This is a genomic window from Pedobacter fastidiosus (assembly GCF_014306625.1).
Classification (GTDB): domain Bacteria; phylum Bacteroidota; class Bacteroidia; order Sphingobacteriales; family Sphingobacteriaceae; genus Pedobacter; species Pedobacter fastidiosus.
The window spans coordinates 1-19,409 of record NZ_JACRYL010000012.1 but is presented as its reverse complement, the minus strand read 5'-3'; the positions used below and the strand labels follow the sequence as shown (position 1 = coordinate 19,409).

Annotated in this window: 12 protein-coding genes; all 12 read left to right on the top strand. The window is 37.3% G+C overall.

Translation table 11 applies throughout. The features are described from left to right. Nucleotides 1-30: 30 nt before the first annotated feature. The 12 genes from H7U22_RS14115 (at nucleotide 31) to H7U22_RS14060 (ending at nucleotide 19,201) form a co-directional block, all read left to right on the top strand. Nucleotides 31-3,234, top strand: coding sequence for a SusC/RagA family TonB-linked outer membrane protein (locus tag H7U22_RS14115; RefSeq protein WP_248284756.1), 3,204 nt, complete (start codon nucleotides 31-33; stop codon nucleotides 3,232-3,234). An 11-nt stretch (nucleotides 3,235-3,245) separates the two neighbouring features. After that, entirely contained in the window at nucleotides 3,246-5,072 is a 1,827-nt protein-coding gene (locus H7U22_RS14110; protein ID WP_187072003.1) for a RagB/SusD family nutrient uptake outer membrane protein, read from the top strand. A gap of 59 nt (nucleotides 5,073-5,131) precedes the next feature. After that, complete coding sequence (locus H7U22_RS14105) at nucleotides 5,132-6,100, top strand: hypothetical protein (protein WP_187072002.1); 969 nt, start codon at nucleotides 5,132-5,134, stop codon at nucleotides 6,098-6,100. Between the two features lie 73 nt (nucleotides 6,101-6,173). Then, the gene (locus tag H7U22_RS14100) at nucleotides 6,174-7,151 is read left to right on the top strand and encodes a basic secretory protein-like protein (RefSeq protein WP_187072001.1); all 978 of its coding nucleotides are present in this window, start codon (nucleotides 6,174-6,176) and stop codon (nucleotides 7,149-7,151) included. A gap of 11 nt (nucleotides 7,152-7,162) precedes the next feature. Beyond that, the gene (locus tag H7U22_RS14095; protein ID WP_187072000.1) at nucleotides 7,163-7,834 is read left to right on the top strand and encodes a basic secretory protein-like protein; all 672 of its coding nucleotides are present in this window, start codon (nucleotides 7,163-7,165) and stop codon (nucleotides 7,832-7,834) included. A 64-nt stretch (nucleotides 7,835-7,898) separates the two neighbouring features. Next, on the top strand, nucleotides 7,899-9,308 hold the full coding sequence (locus tag H7U22_RS14090) for an alpha-L-fucosidase (RefSeq protein ID WP_187071999.1): 1,410 nt from the start codon (nucleotides 7,899-7,901) through the stop codon (nucleotides 9,306-9,308). After that, a complete protein-coding gene (locus H7U22_RS14085) occupies nucleotides 9,295-10,206 on the top strand; it encodes an ROK family protein (RefSeq protein ID WP_187071998.1) in 912 nt (303 codons plus the stop codon). The genes H7U22_RS14090 and H7U22_RS14085 overlap by 14 nt, the downstream gene beginning before the upstream one ends. Nucleotides 10,207-10,313: 107 nt before the next feature. Next, entirely contained in the window at nucleotides 10,314-10,997 is a 684-nt protein-coding gene (locus tag H7U22_RS14080) for a basic secretory protein-like protein (protein ID WP_187071997.1), read from the top strand. A 26-nt stretch (nucleotides 10,998-11,023) separates the two neighbouring features. After that, entirely contained in the window at nucleotides 11,024-13,312 is a 2,289-nt protein-coding gene (locus H7U22_RS14075) for a GH92 family glycosyl hydrolase (RefSeq protein ID WP_187071996.1), read from the top strand. 95 nt (nucleotides 13,313-13,407) lie between these two features. Beyond that, the gene (locus tag H7U22_RS14070; protein ID WP_187071995.1) at nucleotides 13,408-14,814 is read left to right on the top strand and encodes a 3-keto-disaccharide hydrolase; all 1,407 of its coding nucleotides are present in this window, start codon (nucleotides 13,408-13,410) and stop codon (nucleotides 14,812-14,814) included. Between the two features lie 11 nt (nucleotides 14,815-14,825). Further along, nucleotides 14,826-16,784 (top strand): c-type cytochrome, encoded by a 1,959-nt coding sequence (locus H7U22_RS14065; RefSeq protein WP_187071994.1) that lies wholly within the window; start codon nucleotides 14,826-14,828, stop codon nucleotides 16,782-16,784. A gap of 68 nt (nucleotides 16,785-16,852) precedes the next feature. Further along, the gene (locus H7U22_RS14060) at nucleotides 16,853-19,201 is read left to right on the top strand and encodes a TonB-dependent receptor (RefSeq protein WP_187071993.1); all 2,349 of its coding nucleotides are present in this window, start codon (nucleotides 16,853-16,855) and stop codon (nucleotides 19,199-19,201) included. Nucleotides 19,202-19,409 lie beyond the last annotated feature (208 nt).

Sequence of the window (19,409 nt, the reverse complement as noted above, 5' to 3'; positions counted from 1 at the left end):
CAAAAGTAATCTGTTAATAACAAAATAATTATGATGAAAAGAATTACAAATTTAACTAGAGGTAGACTCAAGCTTAAAGATTGTGCTTTAAAGGCTATCGCATTGACCTTAGCTTTAAGCAGTGGTTTTTATGCAACAGCTAATGCTTCTGCTGTTAATATAAATAGTTCGGTTTTGGTTGCTAAAGCCAAGGCCGATATTGTACTACGCGGTATAATAAAAGACGAAAAGGGTTTGCCTTTACCTGGAGCTGGTGTTAAAGTAAAAGGCAGTTCTACAAGCGCAGCTGCGGATGTGAATGGAGCATTTACCATTACCGTTCCAGATCAAAATTCAGTATTAATTGTAACCTATGTTGGTTATGATACTAAAGAAATTACTGTTGGCACGCAAACAACTATAGATATTGTTTTAAAAGAAACAGCTGGAGCAAACCTACAAGAGGTTGCTATTGTTGGTTTCGGTACACAGAAAAAAGAAAGTTTGGTTGGTGCTCAATCATCTGTGAAAGCTGATGAATTAAGACAACCAGTTTCTAGTATGAGTCAATTATTGGCTGGTCGTATTCCAGGAGTTGTAAACGTTAGTAGAAATGGTGAGCCAGGTGCAACAGGATCAGACATTTTTATTCGTGGTATATCTTCACTTACCGCAGGTGATAGAGGGCCATTGGTAATTATAGATGGAGTTCCTAACCGTAACCTGAATGATATTAGTGTGTATGATGTAGAAAACTTTACTGTACTAAAAGATGCGGCTGCTACGGCTGTATATGGTATTCGCGGTGCAAATGGAGTAATCTTAATCAATACAAAACAAGGAAAAACGGGTTCTCCAAAAATTAATGTAGAATACTATGAAGGTATCAGCCGTTTCACCAAAAAACCACAATTAATTGATGGTGTAGATTATATGAATTTAGCTAATGAGGCGAAATACTCAGATTATTTAAGAGGTGGTTCCGCAGGTGCATTTACGCCAGCATATTCAATAAATGCGGTTCAAAATACTGCAGCTGGTACTGATCCAATTCTTTACCCAAATGTAAACTGGTTTGATGCTATTTATAACGATTTCGGTAGAAATAGATCAGCAACTGCTAACCTTTCTGGTGGTGTAAGTAATGCAAGATATTATGTTTCCTTAGGCTATTATGGTGAAGACGGTTTGTTTAAAACGGATGAAGCTGTAAACTCATCTACAAAACAAAGTTATAGTCGCTATAATGTAAGTGCAAACTTAAATTGGGATATAACGGGTACTACAAAAATGGATTTAGGTATTAAAGGTATTTTAGGACAAAGCAATTTTCCAAGCAACTTGGGTGCGCAGGATATCTTTAGCCAAGCATTCTTAATTAATCCTACATCTTTTCCAGTGCTTTATCCAAACGGAAGTTTGCCGGGAATTAGTCCTCAAGCAGATCAACGTAACCCTTATGGTGATGTTACCAGAAATGGATACAGCTCTGGTTACACTAACCAATTGTATTCGAATCTACGTTTAACTCAAGATTTGAAAGAAATAACCCCAGGTTTATCGGCTACAACAATGTTCTCTTTCGATATTAACAACAATAATACGATAGCTAGAACGAAAAGAGAAACCTTATACAGAATTAACCCTAATGATCCTTATATCGTTCCGGGTAATGCAAGCTCAGGTTACAAATATGGATTGGTTCTTCAAGGACAGGATTTCTTAAACTACGGTATTGCTAATGGCGGGGATAAGAAAATATACTTTGAAGCTGCTGTTAACTATAACCGCACATTTGGTAAGCATGCTGTAAGTGGTTTATTATTGTATAACCAAAACGATAATACTACACCATTTGCGGGTAACTTAACACTTTCGCTTCCTTATAGATTACAAGGTGTTGCCAGTCGTGCAACATATGCTTACGATAATAAGTATTTCTTCGAATTTAATGTGGGTTACAATGGATCAGAAAACTTTGCACCAGATAAACGTTATGGTTTTTTCCCTGCGCTTGGTATAGGATGGTTACTATCTAACGAGAAATTCTTTGAACCATTGAAAAATGCCATTCAAATGGTTAAATTCCGTTATTCGGATGGTATTGTTGGTAGTGGAGGTAGTGGTTCTGGATATGTACAGACTGAGGGCGAACGTTTCTATTATTTAACTAAAGTTGGTAGTGCAAGTGGTTATACATTCGGTCAGAACGGAAATCTTGGATCAAATGGTTTAGGTGTAACTGCTTATGGAGTAGATGTAACTTGGGCAGAAACCCGCAAACAAGATTTAGGTTTTGAAATGAAAACTTTGAACAATAATCTATCCTTAATTGTAGATTTTTTCAAAGAAAGAAGAGAAAATCAATTTATTAGTAGAGGTACTGTACCTAATTATATTGGCTTGGCCAACACGCCAATTGGTAACTTAGGTATTGTTGAGAATAAGGGTATTGATGGTACTTTGCAATATGATGCAAAATTAGGCACAAACTGGTCGCTTAATTTAAGAGCAAACGTTACGTTTAATAAGGATAAAGTTATTGAGAACGATCAAGCACCAAAGGCTTACCCTTGGTTAGAGCAAAGAGGACTTAATATTTTAGCTTCTACTCGTTTTGGCTACATCGCAGAAAAATTATTTGATACTCAGGCAGAGATCAATGCCAGTCCAACTCAATTCGGAACTTTAATGCCGGGCGATATCAAATACAAAGATTTAAATGGTGATGGTAAAATCGATTCATTCGATCAAACCGCAATTGGTAGAGGTGATGTTCCAAGTACCACTTATGGTTTTGGTTTCTCCTTAACCTTTAAAAGCTTCGATTTTGGATTATTCTTCCAAGGCCAAGATAACGCAGATATCATCTTAAATATTCCATCATTTGCAAACTCAGGTGGTTTAGGTAATATGTTGGCAGTTGCTTCAGATCGTTGGACACCATCAAACCCTCGTCAAGATGCTGTTTACCCACGTTTATCTTACGGTGGTACGAACAACAATAACTACCAAGCTAGTACTTGGTGGAAACGTGATGTCAGCTTCTTGAGATTGAAAAATGCAGATTTAGGTTATACACTTAAAGAAGGAATAAAATCTATCGGTATTAAACGCTTAAGAATATATGCAACTGGCTATAACGTATTTACCATTAGTAAATTTAAGCTTTGGGATCCAGAACTTTTAACCAATAACGGTACGAGATATCCATTAACATCTAATTATTCTTTAGGTCTTACAGCTAATTTTTAAACTTAAAAAGAATGAAAAAAATATTAATATATACAGTAGGGGCATTGTTGATAGTCGGCAATTATGGCTGTAAGAAATTTTTAAATCAAGTACCTGATGATAGACTTACTTTTGATCAATTGTATCAAAGAAAGTCTACTGTTGATCAGGCTTTGGCAAATGTGTATTCTACTTTGCCAGATCAAAATCAAGATCGTTCGGCTAGTGCATCCGGAAATATAGGTCCGTGGACAGCTGCTTCTGATGAGGCAGATTACACGCTACCGAATTTTACCGAAAATGTAAATACAGGTGCATGGGATGCAACCAGTGGAAATGTAAATTATCATTGGCAAAACTACTACCGTGGTATTCAAGCGGCAAGTTCTTTTATGGCAAACGTTACTAGATGTACTGATTGTAACATTGGTGGTTTAGATATTGTAAACCGTTATTACAACGAAGCAAGAGCGTTAAGGGCAATTTATTACTATTATTTAATCAGACAATATGGTCCGGTAATTTTATTGGGTAATGATCCAATTGCTTCTGATGCACCACTTGAGGCCATTAGTAAGCCACGAAACTCAATGGATGAATGTGTAGAGTACATCATCAGTGAATTAGATGCAACTATTTCTCGTTTACCGGCTACACCACAAGCAAATGAAGATTTTGGTCATGTTACTGCATCTGTTGCAGAAGCCTACAAAATCAAAACTTTGTTAACAGCTGCTCGTCCTTTGTTTAATGGAAATACAGATTATGCTGGTCTTAGAAATCAAGATGGGAAGCAATTAATCAGTCAAACCTATAATGTTGCAAAATGGGCTAGATTAGCTACTACTGCGAAGTCATTTTTAAATAATCCTAACTATTCTAGCTATGCACTTTACAGCGTTGCCGCTACGCCATCAGGTTTGCCAAATACTGCTTTTAATAGAGCGTTTATTGCAACTAGAGATGTGTTTTTAAATGGATGGAATTCTGAAATTATTTTTGGTAGAGGTGGCGATGTAACTTTTTATCAATATTCTTTAGCGCCGAATCATAATGGAGCTTCAGGTGGCGATAAAGGAGGTTCATTCTTATCTCCATCTCAACAATTGGTAGATGCGTTTTTTACTGCAAATGGATTACCGATAGAAAGTGACCCTACATATACCGCTAATGGAACATCAACTTACCAAGCTCCAGATCCAAACGATCAGGCAGCGCCAAGAGTAATTAGCAATATGTTCGTAAATCGCGAACCTCGTTTCTATGCAGATATTACCTACACAGGTCGTAAATGGATTAATCCACAATCAAGTATCATCACCGATTTTACAAACAGTGGTAATGCAGGTAAAGGTGCTATTGCGAACAATGATTATACTAAAACAGGATATACTTCTAGAAAGCATTTAACTGTAGCCGGGTGGACAAGTGGTAGAACAATTTTTACCTCAATTAGATTGGCTGAAATTTACTTGGATTATATTGAGGCGTTACAGGAGTCAAATCCTTCAGATCCTGATATTTTAATCTACTTAAACAGAATTCGTACTAGAGCAGGTATTCCAATTTATGGAGGAGGCGGACTTCCAATTCCAACGGATATGAGAGATGCCATTCGTAGAGAAAGACGTGTTGAGCTTGCTTTTGAGTTAGATCGTTATTTCTACACCAGAGAGTGGAAAATTGCAGAAACTACTGATATTCAGATCAGAGGTTTAAACATTACCCAAAATGCACCAACATTTTACACACCGGTAGTAACTGAAAATAGAGTTTTCCAAAAGAAACACTATTTATGGCCAATACCGAACGGTGAGATTCAAAAAGTTCCTGTAATTGTACAAAATACAGGCTGGTAAAATACATACAGCACCGAGTGAAACACTCGGTGCTTTTTTTAACCAATTATATTAAAGCTATGAAAAACATTTTCTCCTTATCAGTAATTGTACTTTTCGCTTTGCTTGCCTGCAATGGTAAAAAAGAAGCCGATGCGGTAAAGCCTGCACCTCCAATTGTAGAAGCAATTGATCCACCAGATGCTCCATCAAAGACATGGAAGGAACATTGGTTTGAGCATGTTCAGTTACTTAATCGTGTTTATTATGATACCAGCGTAGTTGTTTATTATGATGGCGATGTTAAGCCTACTATCGTTTGGCCTAAAACCTACATGGCCGAAGCTTGGAATTATACAAAAAAAACCTATGGCAAATTTGGCGATGATAGCCGTCTTTTTGTAATTTATCATGCCGGGAAATATAGCGGTGGTCATCCGGGAACTTATCTTGATGGTGCACATGATTATAGAAACGTTACCGACTGTGGTGCCAGTAGCTTAGATGCTTGGACAACAGGAGTGGATAACGACATTGATTTATCTACCCATGAAATTGGTCATATTGTAGAAGGCGCATCAAAAGGAATAAAAGAATCTCCGGCTTTTGATATTTGGCACGACAGTAAGTGGATGGAAATTTATCAATACGATGTATATCTTGGTTTGGGAAGAACGGCTGATGCACAACGTTGGTATAACAAAATGATGACCACAACAGATAGTTATCCTAAGGCGGGCACACAATGGTTTAAAAATTGGTTTCTTCCTATTTATGAAAATTATGGCAAAACGAAAGTTTTAAATGGTTTCTTCACCTTGCTCTCTCAAAATTTTCCCAAACAACAACTAACTGTTCAAGGTAAAAGCTACCAACAATATACAAGAAAAATGAATTTTGGTGAGTTCGTTCATTTTTGGAGTGGCTCGGCTAAGGCAGATTTGGCTCCACTTGCATTAGCTGCTTTTGGCTCGAAAGATGAAAAAGGAGCAGACTGGGCGCCAATGTTAGTTCAGGCTAAAAAAGATTTTCCTAACATAACATATTAATTAATGCTCAAGTTTAGAGATTCTGGTCACTCAGAATCTCTTTTTTAGTTTATAAACACATAGAATAAAAATCATGATCAAGAATTTTTTAATAGTTGCTTTGCTTGCATGTTCAATTAATGTTTTTGCGCAAAACAAGAGAGATTTTCAAATTACTATAACCGACCCAGCCAATGTATTGGATGCTGAAACCAAAAGTAATTTAACAGCCTCTTTTAATTTGCAATATCCACTTTTTGCAAATGCTGATGGTTATAGAACAAAACGAAATGTAATATTGGAAGTAGCCAATGGCGAAACAGAAACCATTAAAGCTAAAGCCGGAGAGATTAAAATAAACAGCAATTGGGTAAAAGGAAAATCTTTAAATAAAGTAAATAAAGAATTATGGGCGGCACTTTCAAAAAATTGGTCTTCATATAGCACCGAAAAACACAAAGGATATAAGCTCACTTTTATTAGCAAAGATCCAAACTTAGATCCATCCGTTAGAAAAAATTTAATCGATACCTATTTTGAAATTTATCCAACGTTGGTTAAAACTTTCAACGATAAATCTACACACGATGTTCTTTTTGTGGTAGATACCGCTTACAAAGCAGTTGCTGAAGCAAGCGGAAATAGAATTCTTTTCAGCGCAGGTTATATGAAAGCGCATCCTACAGATATTGATGTAGTAACCCACGAAACCATGCACATTGTTCAAGGTTATGGTTATTCTGCTGGTCCGGTTTGGTTAACAGAAGGCATTGCAGACTATGTTCGCTATAAATATGGGGTAGATAATGTGGGCTCTAAATGGAGCCTGCCAGCTTATAACGACAAACAAAGTTATAAAAATAGCTACCGCATTACAGCTCGCTTTTTTGCTTGGTTAGAGCAAAATGTAAAACCAGGTTTAATTGCCATGCTCGATCAACAATTAAGGGCACATCAATATACTGAACAATCTTGGGTATCTTTAACAGGTAAAACAATAGATCAACTTTGGGATGATTACGGTAAAAATCCATCAGTAGAATTAAAATACAGCGATAAAAAAGCAAAATAAAAATTATAAAAATGAAAAAATCTTTATTAATACTCTCTTTAATTACCCTTTTTTTAGGCTTCAAGGCAAATGCTCAACATGAACAATTAATTAAGCGTGGCGATTATACATTAGTTTTTCTGAACAATTCTGAAATCATTACCGAAGAGCTCAGTCAAAATATTACCAACACTTTTTTTGAAGTTTACCCGAAAATGGTTGCAGAATATAATCCTGATGCAACTAAAAAAGTTACCATATCCATCGATATTAATTATAAAAAGGTAGCCATTTCTGGCAATGGAAAAATTTTGCTAGGCGCATTGTGGATGCAACAACATCCTGAAGATACTGATTTGGTAACGCATGAGCTTATGCATATTGTACAGGATTTTAAGGCACTTGGCCCAGAATGGTTAATTGAAGGCTTGGCAGATTGTGGCAGATTTCAATATGGACTTAACAACGCAGCTGCTGACTGGAGTTTGCCTTCACTAAGTTCTTTTCACAGCTATAAAATGGGATACCGGGTTGCAGCTCGATTCCTGCTTTGGGTAAATAAATATAAAGAATCAACTACAATTATTCAGCTAAATACAGCTTTAAAATACAACACTTATTCTGCAGATTCGTGGAAGGAGATTACGGGTAAAAGTCTTGACGAGCTTTGGGCGCTTTACCTACAAAATAAGGATATTGACTAGCAAGGATGTTACCTAAAATAAATGGATAATAAACTATTTTAGCATTTAGAAATCACACACACAAATGATTACTAATAAATTAAAACAAGCATTAAAATATGCTACAGTTATTATTTTGGCCAATTTATTCAGCGCCAATTTATCTGCACAGCAAACGGTTAGCTTAGCCAAGCGACAACAAGATTTTGTTGATCTCCGCTTTGGTATGTTTATCCATTACAACATTCCAACCTACATGAATCAGGATTGGGCTGATCCTGAGGCAAGTCCATCAATCTTTAATCCTAAAAAGTTAAATACAGATCAGTGGGCAAAAGCGGCAAAATCTGCCAATATGAGCTATGGTTGTTTAACCACAAAACACCACAGTGGTTTTGCAATTTGGGATACAAAAACCACAGATTATAGCGTAATGAGCAGTCCTTACAAAAAGGACATTGTAAAAGCTTATACAGAATCTTTCAGAAAAGAAGGTTTAAAAGTGATGCTTTATTATTCAATTTTGGATACACATCATAAAATTCGTCCGGGACAAATTACACCAGAAAAAATCGAATTTATTAAGGCTCAGCTGAAGGAATTACTAAGCAATTATGGTAAAATAGATGCTTTAATTATCGATGGTTGGGATGCGCCATGGTCTAGAATCTCTTATGATGATGTTCCTTTTGAAGAAATTTACACCTTAATAAAATCAATCCAGCCAGAATGTTTGGTTATGGATTTAAACGCCGCTAAATATCCAGCAGAAGCCTTGTACTACACAGATATAAAATCTTACGAGCAAGGTGCTGGTCAGCATATAAAAAAGGAAAGCAACAAATTACCCGCTTTATCTTGTTTGCCAATTAATACCGCATGGTTTTGGAAAACCGATTTCCCTACAACGCCAGTAAAATCTGCCGATGTTTTGGTAAACAATATGATTAAACCTTTAAACCAGGCCTACTGCAATTTCATTTTAAATGTTGCGCCAAATCGCGATGGCTTAATTGATGATAATGCTTTGGCTACCTTGAAAGAAATTGGAACAAAATGGAAAAACGAAGGCCCTTTGCCAGCATTGCCACCTAATGTTGCACCAATTATATCTCCAAATATTGCCAAGAAACAAGCCAGCAATTCTAGCTGGAGTGATGATATGAACCTAATGGATTTTGCAAACGATGATAGTTTCGGATCAACTTGGTCTTCCAATCCAACGGTTAAAGAGCCTTGGTTCGAAATCACTTTCGATAGAGATAAGGCATTAAATATGATTGTTATTGCAGAGAAATCTGCAAACATTTCTTCGTATAGATTGGAATATAGTGATGGTGGTGAGTGGAAGCCTATTGTTAAAGGGAACGATGCATCAAGAATAAAAATCCATCGCTTTGATCGGGTTTGGGCAAAAAAAGTAAGAATTTTAATAGATAAGTTTGATAACCAAGTAGAATTAGCAGAGTTCGGTGTTTTTAATGAAAGAAGATAGTTTGATAGAAAAAGTAAAGGCCCTTGCATTGGGGGTAGATATTGGTGGTTCCCATATTACAACAGGAATTGTAGATATTGATGAAAAAAGCTTAATAGCAGAATCGGTAAAGCGATGTTTTATAGATTCTAATGGTTCGGCAGAAAGTATTTTAAGTGGCTGGACAGAAATAATTCAGGAGTCATTTGAAAATTACAGCGGAGCCGATATTAACATTGGTATCGCTATGCCTGGTCCTTTTGATTACGAAAATGGCATTTCCTTAATCAAGGATCAGGATAAATTTAAGGCCTTATATCAGGTAAATATTAAGGAAGAGCTCGCCAAGCGATTAAATATCCTCCCAGCAAATATTCGTTTTATAAATGATGCGGCTGGGTTTTTACAAGGAGAAGTTTTCGCAGGTGCGGCCAAAGGGAATACAAGTGTTATGGGTTTAACTTTGGGTACAGGATTGGGTTCGGCATTTTGTATCGATTATAAAGCAACAGATGCTGCACTTTGGGATTCTAACTTTTTAAACAGCATTGCAGAAGACTATTTATCAACCCAATGGTTTGTAAAACGTTATAAACAGTTAACCAATAAAACTTTGGCGGGCGTAAAAGAACTGGTTTCTTTGGTACCATCGGATCATGATGCGATTAGGGTTTTTATGGAATTTGGGCACAACTTGGCTAAATTTTTAATCCCGATTATTAATCAGTATAAAATTGATGTAGTTATAGTTGGTGGAAATATCGCACAGGCTTTTGCAGAGTTTTCTCCAGAGCTTATATCTACCTTAAAGGGAAATGAAATATATGCCTCGATAAAAATTTCTGAGCTTAAAGAAAACGCGGCATTAATTGGTGCTGCAGGCTGTTGGGATCATTCTTATCAGGCAATTAGTTCATAAAACAAAAATGTTATAAAAAAAATTTTGATGATTAGTAAAACGTTTTACATATTATATTTATTTTGCGGAACAATAAACTAACCAAAGTCGAAAAATCAAAGATTTAAATGAAAAAGATAATTTTCTCATGCGTTTTGGCAACGTTTGCATTGTTGCCCCTCTCTAAATTAAAAGCTCAAGAAATAATTAAGAAAAATGGGTACACGCTTTCTTTCGAAAGTAATTTTGCTGGTTTAGATCCTCAGTTGAAAAAGCGTTTGATTAAGACCTTTTTTGAAGTCTATCCTAAACTTGCAAAAGAGTATAACCCATCTACAATGAAAGAGGTTAAGTTCTTTGTAGATACAAATTATAAAGGTGTTGCCGCAACCAGCGATGGTAAAGTAAGTTTTAGCTCCATCTGGATGATTACACACCCAGAAGATATTGATGTGGTTACCCACGAGGTGATGCACATTGTTCAGGATTATGGCAGAAGCGTTGGCCCGGGGTGGTTAACAGAAGGCATTGCCGATTATGCCCGTTACAAATTCGGTGTGGATAATGCAGGTGCAAATTGGACCCTTCCTGATTTAAAACCAGAACATTCTTATAAAAATAGCTACAGAATAACCGCTCGGTTTTTTGCCTGGATAGAAAAATATGTTAAACCCGGAACGGTTAAAGCTGTAGATGATTCGTTAAGAGATCATACTTATACCCCTAAGATTTGGGCAAAATTAACCGGAAAAGATCTCGATGGTCTTTGGGCAGATTATGTTAAAAACCCTTCATTAGAACAATCAAAATAGAAACACAATAACTGAAACATACAAAAATGAAAAAACTGTTCATCGCCTTATTAAGTTTTGCAGCTTCAACCAGCTTCGCACAAACTGTTGGCAAAATTACAGATCCGGTAGATTGGATTAACCCACTTATGGGTACACAATCTAAACCAGATTTATCGAATGGAAACACTTACCCAGCAATAGGCTTGCCTTGGGGAATGAATATGTGGAGCCCGCAAACCGGCAAAAACGGCGATGGCTGGGCTTACGTTTATGGTGCAGATAAAATTCGTGGCTTTAAACAAACCCATCAACCTTCTCCTTGGATGAACGATTACGGCGCTTTCTCGATCATGCCAGTAACCGGAAAATTAAAATTTACTGATGATGATCGTGCAAGTTGGTACAGCCATAAAGCCGAAGTATCAAAACCATATTACTATAGCGTTTACTTAGCAGATGCTGATGTTACCACAGAAATTACACCTACAGAAAGAGCGGCGCAATTCAGATTTACTTTCCCAAAAACGGATAGTTCTTTTGTAGTTGTAGATGCTCAAGACAGAGGTTCGTACATTAAGATTATTCCTGCAGAACGCAAAATTATTGGCTACACCACTAAATATGCCCGCGGACCACTCCCTAAAAATTTCAAAAACTATTTTGTAATCTATTTCAATAAAGATTTCAAATTGGCCAAAACTTGGGATGATAAAAAACTTAATGATAAAGATTTAGAACTAACCGTAAACCATGCTGGTGCTGTTATTGGTTTCCAAACCACTAAAGGCGAGCAAGTAACTGCAAAAGTTGCTTCATCATTTATTAGTTTCGAACAGGCCGATATCAATTTAAAAAGAGAATTAGCTAATGATGGTTTCGATGCAACGAAAGCAAAAGGGAGGGCCGTTTGGAACAAAACCTTGAGCAAAATTGCAGTAGAAGGTGGTACGATTGATCAAACCCGTACTTTCTATTCTTGTATGTACCGTACATTATTCTTCCCGAATAAATTGTATGAAGTAGATGCTCAAAACCAAATTGTACACTGGAGCCCATACACTGGCGAAGTTAAACCAGGTTATATGTTTGCTGGAACTGGTTTTTGGGATACATTTAGAGCCTTATATCCTTTCTTAAACTTGGTTTATCCATCAATTAACAAAGAGATGCAACAAGGTTTAATTAACGATTACAAAGAAGGTGGCTGGTTACCAGAATGGAGTAGCCCAGGTTATGCCAACATTATGGTGGGTAACAATTCGGCTTCTGTAGTTGCAGATGCCTACATTAAAGGCATGCGTGGTTACGATATTAATACTTTGTGGGATGCTTTAAAACATGGCGCTAACAATGAAGGCCCGATGGAAGCTGTTGGTCGCGATGGTGTTAAATATTACAATGAATTGGGTTATGTTCCATTCGATGTTAAAAAGAATGAAAACGCAGCTAAAACATTAGAATATTCTTATGATGATTTCACGATTTACCAATTGGGTAGAGCTTTAGGCAAACCAGCCTCAGAAATCGCGATTTATAAGAAAAGAGCAATGAATTACAAAAACCTTTTCGATCCTTCTTCTGGCCTAATGCGTGGTAAGAATCAGGATGGAACTTTCCAAAGCCCTTTCAGTCCGTTTAAATGGGGTGGCGCTTTTACGGAAGGAAATAGCTGGCACTACACTTGGTCGGTTTTCCAGGATGTTGATGGTTTAGCAAAATTAATGGGCGGTCATGAAAAATTTGTAACCAAATTGGATTCAGTTTTCTCTATGCCTCCAGTATTTGATGAAAGTGCTTACGGTGGTGTAATTCACGAAATTCGCGAAATGCAGATTGCAAACATGGGTCAGTATGCTCATGGAAATCAACCTATTCAACACATGATTTATTTGTACAACTATGGTGGTGCGCCTTACAAAACTCAATATTGGGTTAGAGAAACCATGAATAGAATGTATAAAGCAACACCAGATGGTTATTGCGGTGATGAAGATAACGGACAAACTTCTGCATGGTACGTGTTCTCGGCAATGGGATTTTATCCTGTTACGCCAGCAACAGATCAGTATGTATTAGGTGCGCCATTATTTAAAAAGGTAACGCTTACTTTAGAAAACGGCAAAACGGTAGTGATCAATGCAGGTGCAAATAGCGATAGCAATCGTTACGTACAGTCGTTACAGTTAAACGGAAAACCATATTCTAAAAACTGGATCAGCCATAGTGGTTTGCAAAATGGAGCAGTGTTAAACTTTAACATGACGGCATCACCAAACAAAACCAGAGGTTCAAATCCTGTTGATTTCCCTTATTCGTTATCAACAGAAAAATAAAAATATCATCTATCGGATGGAGTAAAAACTTCATCCGATAGGTTTTAAAATAATTATATATTAGCTTTAACTGGCTAATTACTAACAAACCAAATATGAAATTGAACGTCTTAAAGGCGGGTTGCGCAACCATTCTCTGGCTTAGCGGAACCTTTCTGGCATTTGGCCAGCGCATAGATCTTAAAGATCTTTCTGCATTTAAAAACCCTGCAAAATCGTGGTCATTAGCAGAAAATGTTTTTACCGATTTAACGAAAGAAAATGTATTAAAAACCACAAAGGGAACTGGCATTTTGGTAAATGAATCATCTGCAAAAAGTGCGGGATCAGATTTATACACCAATACCGAATTTGGCGATGCCTTAATCGAGCTTGATTATTTAACCGCCAAAGGAACCAATTCTGGAATCTATCTTCAAGGAAATTACGAAATCCAAATTGATGATGCCTGGGGATTAAGAAATGCAACATCCGCAAATAATGGTGGTATTTACGAACGTTGGAATGATTCTAAACCTGATGGAGAAAAAGGATTTGGAGGAATTGCCCCACGTCAAAATGCAAGTAAAGCGCCTGGTTTATGGCAGCACATTAAAATAGTTTTTCAGGCACCTAAATTTAATGGATCTGAAAAAACCCAAAATGCAAAAATTATCAGCGTTGAATTAAACGGAATCACCATCCACGAAAATGTAGAGTTATTCGGTGCAACTCGTGGGGCAGCTGGTGCAGAAAAAGCAACTGGTCCACTGCGTTTGCAAGGCGATCATGGTTCTGTAGCATTTAAAAATATCGAAATTACCCCACTTTCTCAGTTTCCGAGAAACAATCAAGGCAATGATGATGATCCAATTTATGTAGATGCATCAAGCAATAATATGATCCGCAGTTTTATAGATGTAGTTCCGGGTGTGCGTTCGGTACATGCAATTTCGGTTGGCGGACCAGAAAAAACAGCTTACAGTTACGATTTGGATAACGGCACACTTTTACAAGGATGGCATGGTGGTTTTATCGATGCAACGCCAATGTGGCACGATCGAGGTAATGGAACTTCTCGCCCTTTGGGAAGTGTAACCCGCTTTACCCAAAAGCCAGTTCTAGCAATTTCTAGGTTGGCTAGCGATAAAGATAAATGGGTTGCTGATACCGTAGGAACAGGTTTCCGTACAAAGGGTTATGTAATGGATAACCAAGAAAGACCAGAGTTTAAGTACATTATTTATGGTTCAACTGTTACCGATGCGGTTAAAGTAATGGACAATGGACAAGGTTTAACCAGAGAAATTTCTGTTGATAAACCATCAAAAGATTTTTATTTCCTTTTAGCAACGGCTTCAAATATCGAAGAGGTTTCAAAAGGATTATATCTAATTGATGATAAATCTTATTACCTACAATTTCCAGAAGGCGCTTCGAAGCCGATTATTAGAGATGTAGATGGTAAAAAAGAAATTATTGTAGCAATTGGCAGTAAGTTAAATTATACCATTTTGTTTTAATCTGAATGATGATGAGATATACATTTAAAACACTAACGATACTTGCATTAAGCTTAAGTTTTTCTACACTTTTTGCACAGGAAACACCGAAAGAAGAAGATTTTTTCAGAATAAATAAAGTAAAAGTTCCCGAGGGGCCAATTTTAGAAGTTGGCGGTTTGGTTACTTTGCCAAATGGCGATTTAGGAATTTCTACCCGCCGAGGCGAAGTTTACATTGTTCAAAATCCAACCAGCTCTAAACCATATTGGAAAAGATTTGCCTACGGATTGCACGAAATTTTGGGTATTGCCTATAAAGATGGTGCCCTTTACGTTGCGCAACGTGGCGAATTAACCAAGCTTATTGATAAGGATATGGATGGCAAGGCTGATGTTTACGAAACCATTTATGCCTGGCCTTTAAGTGGTCATTATCACGAATATAGCTTCGGGCCAAAAATAGCTGCTGATGGTACTTTTTTAGTAACCGCAAATGTAGCCTTTGGCGATGAAGAGTGGTGGAGAGCCGAAAGCCGTGTGCCGATGCGTGGCTGGGCAATGAACATTACCGAAGATGGCAAAATGACGCCGTATGCTGCAGGACTTCGTTCTCCAGCAGGAATTGGAATGTTGGATAATCAATTTTATTATACAGAAAATCAAGGCGACTGGGTAGGCTCAGGCGGTTTGTGGAAAGTAAATAAAGGTGATTTTATGGGTCACCCTGCAAGTTTAAGGTGGACAAGCAGATCTGATTCTCCAGTTAAGTTGCAATCCGATTTCTTCTATTCTAAAATGGATGAACGCCGGATTAAAAACGAGCAAGGCCGATACATTAAACCAGAAAATAGAGTTAACGAAACGTTCAAAACGCTTTTCGAAATGAAGAAAACTTTCCCCGAATTGCGTTTGCCAGCGGTTTGGTTGCCTTACGGAATTTTAGGAATCTCTTCTGCAGAGCCTGTAAAAATCCCTGCGAATAGTTTTGGTCCATTTGCCGGACAAATTTTAGTCGGCGATCAAGGAATGAGTATCATTTCTAGAATTTTTATGGAAACTGTAAAAGGCGAGGAGCAAGGTGCTTCATTTTTGTTCCGTAAAGGTTTCCGTTCGGGTGTATTAAGATTGGCTTGGGGAACTGATGGTTCATTATTTGTAGGCGAAACCAACCGTGGTTGGGGATCTGCAGGTGATGCAAACGAAGGTTTAGAAAGATTGGTTTACAACAACAAAGTTCCATTCGAAATGAAAGCCGTTAGAGCAATGCCTGATGGTTTCGAAATTGAATTTACTAAACCGGTTGATCGTAAATCGGCCGAAGATTTAGCTTCTTATTCCGCAGAAAGCTTCATTTACAAATATCATCCAGTTTATGGATCGCCTCCGGTAAATACAGAAAAATTAAAAATCTCTGGAGTTAAGGTTTCAGAAGATGGTTTAAAAGCGAGAATTATTGTTCAAAACCTTCGTCAATATTACATTCATACCTTAACCTTGGATGGCTTGAGATCTCAAGATGGTTTTTATTCACTCATTCACCCTGTAGCTTTTTACACGCTAAATCAAATCCCTGATGGCGATAAATTATCGATGAAAGAAGTGAGTACAAAAAACTCTGAAACGGTTCCTACAACTTCCGCTGCTGCTAAAAAAGCTTCAACGGCTAAAGTGCCAGCTAAAGTGCCAGAATCTAAATCGCTTCCAACTAAAGCAGTTTCTGTTGCAGCAAAAGCACCTACTTTTAAAGAAGTAGAAGGTTTGTTAACCAAAAATACTTGCTTGGCTTGCCACAATGCAACCAAAAGACAAATCGGACCTGCGTTTGTAGAAATTGCGAAAAGAAAATATTCTGGAGATAAAATTTTTCAGTTAATTCATAATCCTCAGCCACAAAATTGGCCAGGTTATGCAACAGAAATGCCTCCAATGCCACAGGTAACCAAAGCTGAAGCTTTAAAAATTGCAGCTTGGATTAATTCTTTAAAATAAATATTAGTTAATTGTTAGTCTAAAACGGTTGGTGGAAACGCCGACCGTTTTTATTTGAAAAAATTGAAATGAAAAAAATCATATCCCTGATATGCCTAAGTATAGTCTTCAGCTTTGCAGCGAATGCACAGCAAAAATTATCAGGAACAGTTAAAGACAATAAAAATGCTTCCATCCCTGCGGTGAGTATTCAAATTTTAAATACCAACCTAAATACCGTTACAAACGCCAATGGCGATTTCGAATTTAACAATGTTCCAGCTGGGAAACTAAGTCTTCGTTTTTCTGCAATTGGTTATGCAACCACAGTGAAAATTATCACCAGCAATCAAAATTTGGATGTGGTTTTATCAGATGCCAATTTAAAGCTTGATGAAGTAACAGTTTCGGCACAGAAAACCGAGGAAAATGTTCAGAATGTTCCTTTGAGTATAACTGCACTATCTGCTAACAAGGTAAACGATTACCGAATTCAGAATACCCGCGATTTATCTACAATTGTTCCGAATTTATACAGCAGTAATCCAGGCGATGGCAGAAATGTAACTTCAATTAGAGGTATTGGAACAACTTCTTACGATCCTGCAATTGCAACCTATATTGATGGTGTAAATCAATTTGGCTTAGATACTTACATCGCATCCTTATTCGATGTGGAAAGAATAGAAGTGCTTCGTGGGCCACAAGGAACGCTTTATGGCAGAAACGCGATGGGTGGCGTAATCAATATTATTACAAAACAACCCACCAATTATACGAGCGGTTTTGCAGGTGTAGACATTGGTAATTTCGGTCAACAACGCTACAGTGCGGGCATTCGTACGGCTTTAATTAAAGATAAATTGTTCTTCGGCGCTGCCGGATTGTTTAATAGGCAAAGTGGCTTTTACACGAATGAGTTTAACAATTCTAAATTCGACAAGCTCCATGGTTACCTGGGGAACTATTATTTAAAGCTTCAAGCAAGTTCTAAATTTGAGTTAACTTTAAACGTAAAACATAACGAAAATAGAAACAATGGCACTTTTCCGCTGGCAGGCTCGGTAGAAGAAGCGCTTACCAATCCGTTTAAGTTAAATCAAAATGCCACCACAGAAATGGTTGATAATTTGTTTAATGCGTCTTTATCGGCCAACTATACTGGCGATTCATTTAATTTCTCCTCGCAAACGGCTTATCAATCTAACTACAGATCTTACAAACAACCTATTGATGGCGATTTTTCTCCAATTGATGGTGTCTCGATTATTAACGATTATGGTAAAGACTGGAATAAAGTTCAGGTTTATACGCAAGAAATTAAGTTCAGTTCGCCAGCCTCAACAACATCTAAATTTAAATGGTTGGCAGGTTTATATGGCTTTCATCAGTACAATCCAGTTAAACAAGGTACATTTTTTGGCGAAGACGGACCATTGCTTGGCGCACCATTTCCTAATGTGACCAGCTTAAATACCAATACTGGTAAAAGTTACGGTTTGGCCGCGTTCGGTCAGGTTTCTTATGCCTTAACAGATAAATTAGAAGCCACTTTAGGTTTGCGTTACGATTACGAACATAAGAAACAAAGTGCTTTAGGCGAATTTTTAATGGATGGAATGGATCCAATTACCACCCAAAATGATACCGTATCTAGCGCAAATTTCAAAGCTTTCTCTCCAAAGTTTACCTTGGCTTACTCTATTACCGAGAACAATAATGTTTACGGGAATTACAGCAGAGGTTACAGAGCAGGTGGAATTACTCAATTGGGATCAGATCCTTCGGTTTTACCATTGGTTTCTTACAAACCAGAATACAGCAATAACTTCGAAATTGGCTCGAAAAATACCTTTTTAGATCACCTTTTAACAGTTAATGTTTCTGCTTTTTATATTCGATTAACAGATGCTCAAGTTCCGGTTTTAATTTTGCCAGATGCAGTAACCATTACCAGAAATGCAGGCAAGTTGACCAGTAAAGGTGTAGAAGCTGAATTATCAGCAAGACCTTTTAAGGGATTCAACGTAGATTATAATTTGGGTTATACCGATGCTAAATATACTTCGCTTCAATTGCCACAAAACGGAACAACGGTTAATTTAGATGGAAACAGACAATTGTACACGCCAGATTTAACATCGATGTTGGCTTTGCAGTACAGTTATGAAGTAGATAAAATTTCTAAATTAAATCTGGTAGCACGTGGTGAATGGTCGTTTACCGGAAATCAGTTTTACGATTTAGGTAACAACATCGAACAGAAAGGCTACAATCTTTACAATGCGAAAATTGGTGTTACACAAAAGCATTTCGACTTGTTTTTCTGGGGAAGAAATTTAGGCAATAAAACTTACATAGATTATGCTTACGATTTTGGAGCAGCACATTTAGGCAATCCCAAAACCTATGGAGTTAGCCTAACAGGAAGATTTTAAAAAAAAAATTAAGTAAATGGACTGACGAGGTGATTTATCCACTTCGTCAATCCATTCCGAACGCCAAATGCCATGGTACTTGTCACCACGTGCCCTTAAACTAATTTCGTTTCGTGGAGACACGAACCCAGGCCGATCCTGATCTGTGGTATTGGTGGCAAATAAAAAGCACTCCAAAATCTGTGTTTATCTGTGTGCATCTGTGGTT

Bases quoted from the DNA above. Each gene is read 5' to 3' on its own strand.
- H7U22_RS14115 (WP_248284756.1), top strand. From the start codon at position 31: ATGATGAAAAGAATTACAAATTTAACTAGAGGTAGACTCAAGCTTAAA.
- H7U22_RS14110 (WP_187072003.1), top strand. From the start codon at position 3,246: ATGAAAAAAATATTAATATATACAGTAGGGGCATTGTTGATAGTCGGC.
- H7U22_RS14105 (WP_187072002.1), top strand. From the start codon at position 5,132: ATGAAAAACATTTTCTCCTTATCAGTAATTGTACTTTTCGCTTTGCTT.
- H7U22_RS14100 (WP_187072001.1), top strand. From the start codon at position 6,174: ATGATCAAGAATTTTTTAATAGTTGCTTTGCTTGCATGTTCAATTAAT.
- H7U22_RS14095 (WP_187072000.1), top strand. From the start codon at position 7,163: ATGAAAAAATCTTTATTAATACTCTCTTTAATTACCCTTTTTTTAGGC.
- H7U22_RS14090 (WP_187071999.1), top strand. From the start codon at position 7,899: ATGATTACTAATAAATTAAAACAAGCATTAAAATATGCTACAGTTATT.
- H7U22_RS14085 (WP_187071998.1), top strand. From the start codon at position 9,295: ATGAAAGAAGATAGTTTGATAGAAAAAGTAAAGGCCCTTGCATTGGGG.
- H7U22_RS14080 (WP_187071997.1), top strand. From the start codon at position 10,314: ATGAAAAAGATAATTTTCTCATGCGTTTTGGCAACGTTTGCATTGTTG.
- H7U22_RS14075 (WP_187071996.1), top strand. From the start codon at position 11,024: ATGAAAAAACTGTTCATCGCCTTATTAAGTTTTGCAGCTTCAACCAGC.
- H7U22_RS14070 (WP_187071995.1), top strand. From the start codon at position 13,408: ATGAAATTGAACGTCTTAAAGGCGGGTTGCGCAACCATTCTCTGGCTT.
- H7U22_RS14065 (WP_187071994.1), top strand. From the start codon at position 14,826: ATGAGATATACATTTAAAACACTAACGATACTTGCATTAAGCTTAAGT.
- H7U22_RS14060 (WP_187071993.1), top strand. From the start codon at position 16,853: ATGAAAAAAATCATATCCCTGATATGCCTAAGTATAGTCTTCAGCTTT.